Origin of the sequence: Paraburkholderia sp. (genome assembly GCF_034668105.1) — a bacterium.
Lineage (GTDB): Bacteria > Pseudomonadota > Gammaproteobacteria > Burkholderiales > Burkholderiaceae > Paraburkholderia.
The window spans coordinates 1-7,549 of record NZ_JAXDPY010000273.1 but is presented as its reverse complement, the minus strand read 5'-3'; the positions used below and the strand labels follow the sequence as shown (position 1 = coordinate 7,549).

Sequence of the window (7,549 nt, the reverse complement as noted above, 5' to 3'; positions counted from 1 at the left end):
TGCGGGTCGTGAGTTGATCGAGCAGAACTGCGTGCTCAGCTTCTGTTCATTACCGCATTCGCGGGTCTATTGTTGAGCGCTTGCGCGCAGACCGGCCCCGTCGAGTTTTCCGCGTCGGGTGCCAATGCGCCGATGCTCAATCAGGCGAGCGATATGGACTTCGGTCCGATGGACAGGACGATCGCACAGTGCAAGGTAGTCTCGCAGAACGCGGGTGCGGATCAATGTTCGAAAGTTCGTGCGTATGAGTCGTGTATGAAGAGCAACGGCTACATCACCGTACTCGGGCCGGAGAACCCGAAAGGTTGCGGCGATCCGGAATGGGAGAAAGACGTGAGGAAGTGGCTTCAATGACGGATATGGCGCGGCGATCGTCTGACGCAGTGACCGGCCACACTCCGTCAATGATCAATCCACACGGCGCGCAGGGATTTTATGACTACGCGCATGTCGATGTGCCGGCTTATTTGCATCAGCGTCTTGGCGAGTTTGGGCGACTGCTGGACAGTTCGGGATTGTTTCCCGCGTTTAATGCCGCGGTGAAGGGTTAAACGGGATTCAGCTACTCCCCGCTCCGCAGGGAATCACCGACTCAGTGCAAGGTCGCCTCGACCATGCCCGCCAGCGCACAAAGCACAACGACAGCGAGCGGGGGAGCTTTCCAGCGCGTCAGTAGAAAAAAGCCGATCGCTGCGATGGCAAAGTCGAGCTCTGAGAGAACAGCACTGGTCCAGACCGGTGAGTACAGAGCGCTCGCCAGCAGTCCAACGACCGCTGCATTGACCCCGGCAAGCATTGCAGCCATCGGCGGCCGGGCGCGCAGCGCTTGCCAGTGCGGCAGCGCCGCGAGAACGAGTAGCAGACCCGGGAGGAAAATGCCCGCCGTAGCGAGCAATGCGCCGGTCCAGTGATTCGGCGCTTCGGTCATCATCCAGCCGAGAAATGCGGCGAACGTGAACAAAGGACCAGGCACTGCCTGCGCGGCACCGTAGCCTGCAAGAAAGTCGTTCGGCGAGATCCAGCCGGTCGCGACGGTTTGCTGTTGCAGAAGCGGGAGCACGACGTGCCCACCGCCAAATACCAGGGCACCCGAGCGGTAGAAGGCCTCGAAGACCTTGACCGCCTGTCCCGCGTGGAGTCCGACCAGCGCCGGAAGTCCGAGTAGCAGGACACCGAAGAGGATCAAGGCGAGGGCACCCACTGTGCGGGAAACGCGAATTTCGTGACCGTGCTGTGGTACGCGGCGAGTGTCTGACGATGTCGTCTGCTGGCACAACGCGAGTCCGAGCACAGCGCCCAGGGCGATAACGATGAGCTGCGCATAGACGGTGGTCAGAATGCCAAGTACCGCGATTGCGATAAGCGCGATGGCAGCACGGCGTTGATCCGGGCACAGGCGCCGCGCCATATCCCAAACTGCTTGAGCGACGACAGCGACCGCGACGAGCTTCAGACCATGGACCAAGCCAAGACCAACCGGGCCGCCAAGACCAGGGGCGAGCGCTGCAAAGCCGAGCAACAGCAGCACTGAAGGCAGCGTAAATCCGAACCAGGCAGCGAGGCCCCCAAGCCACCCGGCTCGCAATAGACCAATCGAGAATCCAACCTGGCTGCTCGCCGGTCCTGGCAGGAACTGGCAGAGCCCCACCAGATCGGTGAAGGTTTCGTCATCGAGCCAGCGGCGCCGCTCGACGAACTCCCGGCGGAAGTATCCCAGATGCGCTATCGGGCCGCCAAAGCACGTCAGCCCCAACTTGAGAAACACCGCGAGAACCTCTGGCGCGGCACTGGCCTGAGTCGGGTGCGTTGAGGCGATATCGTTTTCCATAAACTGGCGGTTTTCCAGATTGAGAAGATCAGCGCGCCCGTATGAAGCGGATGGTTAAGCTCATCCGCGCAGCACCTGAAGTCCCAGTGCGCAAAAAAAACACTTCCGGCGCCGAGGCCTTTGCCGCCCGTTCAGCGGGCATAGCCTACGGCTGGGGGTTCGGTTTGGCTGCGCTTAGCCTTTCGAAGTCTTGAGCGGACATGCCACGCCCCTTATAAAGGAACGCCGTTAAGTCCCAGATCGTCTGGTCGTCTTGCGTCTTGCCGAACGCGGGCATCGCGGTCATTTTCACGCCGTTTTTGATCACCCAGAACATCATCCGAGGATTGTTGCGGCGTGTTGCGCTTAGCAATTCCGGCGCTAGCGGAAGGATACCCTGGCCAATCGGGCTTAGCGTTTGTCCCGGCGCGCCGTGACATGCCACGCAGGTGGCCCGGTAGAGACGGGCGCCGGCTTCGACGTTGGCAACGGTCATCAAGTCGGTCGGTACCTGGATAGCGGCCGCATGACGGTGCAGCGACTGAAGGTAAGTCTTGTGCAGCGCCCAGGCGACAAGTGGGTTGTGTCCGGATGCCACCGACACATCGTATAAGCCCGAATACATAAAGCCGAATCCGGCCGCCACGACTGCGACACCGGCTGCAGCGAAAGCGCTCAGTGTGGAATGACGGACAAGAAAAGAGGAGTCTTTCGTTACGCTCATGTTTTGATTACCTGCTGGAAACGATATAACGGTCGGCCTGGATCTGGAATGAGATGTCTGCAAACAGGATGGCCGTCATTTTTCGAACAACGGATAGGTCACCCGTCGTCGCGACAGGCAGGGCGATCGACTCAAGCGACTGCACTTGAACGCACTTTATTAACGTCGAGACCGTCACGTCATTATTGGATCGGGTAGATGACGGCATTCTTGCCCGTTGATTACAGGTTCGTCATTGACCGGTAACGGTCGCCGGTGCCGCAACGGGTGCCGCGAGATTCAATCGGGGCGCCCGAATCCGCCGGTTGAGCCGGCTGACACTACCTGTTCCTAACTGTGCGCCAACGCACATACAGAATCCGCTTGTTCTGGACGCCGTGGAACCATCACCTATTGTCTGATTAGCCGAATCCGCCGAAATGACAGTCGACGCCAGACGACCGTGAGAAGGAGACAGAGCCATGCAAAACAGCATGCTTCAGCAGGGCGATAGCGGCGGCGACGTTGAAACATCGCAACAAGCGCTTACCGGACACGGCTTCAGTCCAGGCGCGATCGACGTATGTATGAGCAGGGAACCGTCGCAGCGGTAATGGCCTTTCAGAAGAGCGACCGGATGGTGCACTGTTCAAGGGCAGGGGGTTTATACAGCTCAAGGGGCGGTCGAACTACGCAACGTACGGGCCCAAGCTCGCGCAGGCCGTCGATCTGATCAGGAATCCGGATCTTGCTGGCGACCCGGCGATCGCCGCGAATCTGCTCGCGCTGTTTCTCCCAGTCGAAAGAATCCATCATAAGCTTCGGAGTTCCAATGGACTTACGAAGGCCCAATGCGTTGGACGAGCGACAACTTGTGGTCGTCTCTCGTCCGCGTGACGGGCCGTTGCTCTTCTTTTTAACTGCTTGCGCAGCTATAGCTGGCTGCCTGATTGATGTTTCCTGAGCCGTTGTAGTGCGGCACCGTCGGATACGGGCAGTCGGGAAGCGTGGCTGTCACGTTGCCGTTCGTGTCGAATTTAGTCATCGTCAATTGACCGGGTGCGACGCCTTGCTCGACCCACGCGATCATGGGACCCACGTAGTCGAACTGATCCGGGCCATTGCCGCCGGTGACGTGACCCACACCGGCCTCGCGGTAGAACCGCGCGTTACTGGCCGCCGATCCTGCGAGTTGCGTCATGGCTAACCAGTTGCGAAGATGCTCGCGCGACGATAGCAGCGGATCAGCACCGCCGTGGAACGAGAGCAGCTTTTTGCCCGCGACCAGATACTGCGCGATGGCCTGCAGGCTGTGATCCGCGCCGGCGCTTTGCAAACCTGCGGCGATGACCGGATAGGCGGTGTCGACATTAAAGGTCGCCTGCAAACTGCCTGGTGCGGTTGCCGGCAAGAGCCAATTGGCATTGCCTGTGGCCAGTCCGGCAAATCCGCCGCCCAGTATCGTATAGCCGCCGACGCCTAACGCACTGCCGAAGTCGGCCCAATTGTAGCCGGAATACAGCAGGGTGCCGCTGCTCGTGTCCAGCGCGCCAATCTCTTGCCGGACGGTCTGCAATTGTGCCGGCGTGAGGCACGTCGCTGCCGGCGCGCCCGCGGTTCCGCATTGCAGCGGCGCGGGATCGTAGGTGCAGGCTTCGGGGTTCAGGATCACTCCGTTTGCGTTCCCGCACTGCTGCACGGCAGCCTGATAGGCGGCCGTCCATTGCGCGGGGCTGGGCATGGCGGGTGTGCCGGCCTTGGCAGCCATGTTCAGCCATGCCATGGTTTGCGTTGCCATGTTCATGGTTTCCGAGCCGGCGATGATGCCGTCGTAATCGCCCGGCCAATCCTGTGCGACGAGGTAAGCGTTCCGGCCACCGTTCGACGCGCCCTGGAAGTAGGTGTACTTGGGTGCCTGACCGTAGAAGGCGGCAATCACCGCTTTGGCAAAATGGACGGTGGTGCCGAGTGCTGCGTAGGAGTAGTCCTGCTTCTGGGTCGCATTGTTAATGAAATCGACAGGATTACCGTCCCGGTTGCCACCGTTTGAAGCGGTGAATGCCATGCCGCGTTGCAACGGTTGGGTGAGAGGAAGTTGCTGGTTGATCGATTCGACCGTCGGAATGGTGCCGTCGAAGCCGCCGCCGCCCGCATGCAATAAGCGGTTCGCGTAGTTGTCCGGAAGGTCGACCTCGATGTCGAGCGTCGTGTTGTGGACGCCGGTCGCGCTCACCTTGCAGTAGGCAGGAAGTCCACCGCTCGCCTCGGTGCGTTTCGTGGCTGTAATCAGGATGCCGCCGACGGGCTCAAGCGATGGTTCGCCGGCAACGTCGCCAGCATGTATTGCCGGTCATTATTTAGCCGGCCTGCCGCGACAGGGACGTGATCCTCGGCGGTATTGGTTATCGGTTCTAGAGGCCGAATCGAATCAGGCCTTCAACGGCAACCAGATTTCGAGCCCACCCATGCCGCTCACCGGCTCGAACTGCTCGCTGTAGCGCTCGAAATTCGGCGCGTCCGCGGGCACGTGTCCCGACGCCGGCAGCCATTGATTCCAGATCGTGTTCAGGGTGCGCCGGATCGTCGAGATATGCTCGCGATGACTGAATACCGCATACCGCTGCGCGGCAATGCGTACGCGGCTCAACCCCACGGGGAGCGCCGAGAAGTCGCTGACTTCAACGCCGCACAGGTAGTCGAAATTGCCTGCGTCGTCGGCGTTGTAGCACACGCCGTAGGCCACGCCGCCCACTTGTCCCGGCACCTTGCCCAAGTAAGCGCCAAAGCGCTGCCATTGCGACGGAATGGCCGTACTGGTGTCGCAGGTATAGCGTTCGCTCAGCCCCGCGACAAGAAACGGTCTGCCGTCTTCAAAGCGCGGCGGTTCCAGATGGGTGAGAAGGGTTTCGTCCATTTTGATCGGTTCCACGATGGCAAGGTTGTCGAGATGGCCTCGCGCGCGCAACGCTTCGGGCGTGAGCCCAAATTGCTCGCGAAAGGCGCGCGTGAATGCTTCATGAGAACCGTAACCGGCGTCGATGGCGACCGTCAGGATGTCAGGTGCACCGTCGGCGAGGCGCCGTGCCGCTTCGCTCAAGCGGCGCGCACGAACGTAGCGCATCACCGGAAGCCCGGTGGCCGTCTCGAACGCACGGGCCAGGTGAAAGCGCGACACGCATCCGCGGTTGGCGATCTCGTCGAGCGTCAACTCCTGGGCAAAATGGCTTTCGATAAACCAGAGCGCTTTTCCAACCGGGTTCATATCGGCTCTCATGTCTGCATGAAGCCAGCATAGCCAGGCGCGCTCCGGCGCATTTGATCGCGCTTGCGGTTTTTGCAGCAGCGCGCGCGGCGTGTCGCGGGCGGCGAGCGGCGAGTGTTCAGGTGGGCGAAACGTCTTCCGCAGGCGAATCGGATTCACCCGTGGGTCAATAGTTTTCCGTTGCTGCCTCGTTGCCGGTGGGGCGAGCGTGATCCGATGCCGATGCGCCGTGACCTTGTGCATCCGCGTGAGCATCGGCACCGCCCGGCTGCCCCGGGCGCAACAGCAAGCCGCCCAAAATGCCTGCCGCCGCCGCGAAGATCGCACCGAACAGGAACGCCACGTGATAGCCGCTATTGAGCGCCGCCACGGCGTTCTCGGTGGCCTGCACCGCGCCGCTGCGCGCGGCGGCGAGACTCGCGAGCACCGCGAGGCCCAGTGCGCCGCCCATCATGAACGATGTGTTGACGATGCCGGAGGCGAGGCCCGAATCGCTCGGATCGACATCGCTCATGGCAGCCAGCAACATGGGATTGAACGCGATGCCCGCGCCGAAGCCGAGCAGAAGCATGCCCGGCAGCACGTCGAGCACGAAGCTGCCGTTGACCGGTGCGCGCGCGAACAGCGCAAGACCACACGCAGCGACCAGCAGTCCGACCGCAAGCGGCACGCGCAGACCGAAGCGCATCACCACGCGCGCCGACAAGCCCAATGAAAAGAACGCCATGATCAGATTGGCAGGCAAGAACGCGAGCCCGACCTGCAAGGGCCGGTAACCGAGCACGCGCTGCAAATACAGCGCGGAGATAAAGAACCACGCGAACATGGCCGCCGCCCACAGCACGCCGACCACATTGGCGGTCGCGACATTGCGCAAGCGGAACAGACCGAGCGGCATCAACGGATGCTGTACGCGTGCTTCGATAACGAGAAACACGGCCAACAGCACGACTGCGGCGAACAGCATGCCGAGCGTTTGCGTCGAGGTCCAGCCGGCTTCGTTACCGTTCACGACCGCGTACACCGCGAGCATCAGCGAAACCGTGACTGTTACCGCGCCGGCCACGTCGAGCCGTTCGCCATGAGCATGACCGCGTGCCGATGGCAACAGCGCGACGCACAGTCCATAGACGGCGATGCCGATAGGCAGGTTGACGAGAAAGATCCAGTGCCAGCTCAACAGGTTGGTCAGCAGACCGCCGAGCAACACGCCGATGCTGCCACCACCCGCGCAGACGAAACCATAGACGCCCATCGCTTTCGCGCGTTCGCCGGTCTCGGTGAACAGATTCATGATCAGCGACAGCGAAACCGCGGAGACGACTGCGCCGCCCAAACCCTGTACGGCACGCGCGCACACCAGCAGCACTTGCGAATTCGCCATGCCGCACGCGAGCGACGCCAGCGTGAACAGCGTGATGCCGCCGAGGAACAGCTTGCGATGGCCGTACAGATCACCGAGCCGGCCGCCCAACAGCAGGCAGCCGCCGAAGGTCAGCATGTACGCATTGACCACCCACACCAGCGAGGTCTCGGTAAAGCCGAGGTCTGCGGCGATTGACGGCAGAGCAACGTTCACGATCGTGGTATCGAGGACGATCATGAGCACGCCGAGGCACAGAACGATCAGCGCCAGCCAGCGTTTGTTGCCGTGGATGGAATGGGTCATGCAGGGAGCTCCTTCGCCGTGGTCAAGCGGATGCAAACGGTGCAAGCGATGTACTGGCGCGATTCAAGCGGATGCCGGACATGCCGCCGCTCAGCGCGAAAATAGCGA

At 61.5% G+C, this 7,549-nt stretch carries 7 protein-coding genes and 1 pseudogene; 2 read left to right on the top strand and 6 right to left on the bottom strand.

From position 1 onward, the window contains the following. The first annotated feature begins 69 nt into the window (after positions 1 to 69). Together QOC89_RS12725 and QOC89_RS12720 are read left to right on the top strand one after the other, a co-directional pair. Positions 70 to 354, top strand: coding sequence for a hypothetical protein (locus QOC89_RS12725; protein ID WP_323045333.1), 285 nt, complete (start codon positions 70 to 72; stop codon positions 352 to 354). Between the two features lie 74 nt (positions 355 to 428). Then, a pseudogene (locus QOC89_RS12720) lies at positions 429 to 551 on the top strand (3-hydroxyacyl-CoA dehydrogenase); the annotation flags it as partial. Positions 552 to 592: 41 nt separating this feature from the next. Here QOC89_RS12720 and chrA read toward each other — a convergent pair. The 6 genes from chrA to QOC89_RS12690 form a co-directional block, all read right to left on the bottom strand. Next, positions 593 to 1,828, bottom strand: coding sequence for a chromate efflux transporter (chrA, locus tag QOC89_RS12715; RefSeq protein WP_323045332.1), 1,236 nt, complete (start codon positions 1,826 to 1,828; stop codon positions 593 to 595). 145 nt (positions 1,829 to 1,973) lie between these two features. Continuing rightward, on the bottom strand, positions 1,974 to 2,531 hold the full coding sequence (locus QOC89_RS12710) for a cytochrome c (RefSeq protein WP_323045331.1): 558 nt from the start codon (positions 2,529 to 2,531) through the stop codon (positions 1,974 to 1,976). Between the two features lie 600 nt (positions 2,532 to 3,131). Further along, a complete protein-coding gene (locus tag QOC89_RS12705; RefSeq protein ID WP_323045330.1) occupies positions 3,132 to 3,323 on the bottom strand; it encodes a hypothetical protein in 192 nt (63 codons plus the stop codon). Between the two features lie 103 nt (positions 3,324 to 3,426). After that, positions 3,427 to 4,743 carry a tannase/feruloyl esterase family alpha/beta hydrolase gene (locus tag QOC89_RS12700; protein WP_323045329.1) on the bottom strand — a complete coding sequence of 439 codons (1,317 nt, stop codon included), beginning with the start codon at positions 4,741 to 4,743 and terminating at the stop codon, positions 3,427 to 3,429. Between the two features lie 195 nt (positions 4,744 to 4,938). Next, complete coding sequence (locus tag QOC89_RS12695; RefSeq protein ID WP_323045328.1) at positions 4,939 to 5,772, bottom strand: AraC family transcriptional regulator; 834 nt, start codon at positions 5,770 to 5,772, stop codon at positions 4,939 to 4,941. Between the two features lie 166 nt (positions 5,773 to 5,938). Continuing rightward, positions 5,939 to 7,441, bottom strand: coding sequence for a DHA2 family efflux MFS transporter permease subunit (locus QOC89_RS12690; RefSeq protein WP_323045327.1), 1,503 nt, complete (start codon positions 7,439 to 7,441; stop codon positions 5,939 to 5,941). Between the last annotated feature and the right edge of the window lie 108 nt (positions 7,442 to 7,549).

Coding starts and splice junctions, on each gene's coding strand:
- QOC89_RS12695 (WP_323045328.1), bottom strand. CDS start 5,772: ATGAACCCGGTTGGAAAAGCGCTCTGGTTTATCGAAAGCCATTTTGCC.
- QOC89_RS12705 (WP_323045330.1), bottom strand. CDS start 3,323: ATGGATTCTTTCGACTGGGAGAAACAGCGCGAGCAGATTCGCGGCGAT.
- chrA (WP_323045332.1), bottom strand. CDS start 1,828: ATGGAAAACGATATCGCCTCAACGCACCCGACTCAGGCCAGTGCCGCG.
- QOC89_RS12690 (WP_323045327.1), bottom strand. CDS start 7,441: ATGACCCATTCCATCCACGGCAACAAACGCTGGCTGGCGCTGATCGTT.
- QOC89_RS12710 (WP_323045331.1), bottom strand. CDS start 2,531: ATGAGCGTAACGAAAGACTCCTCTTTTCTTGTCCGTCATTCCACACTG.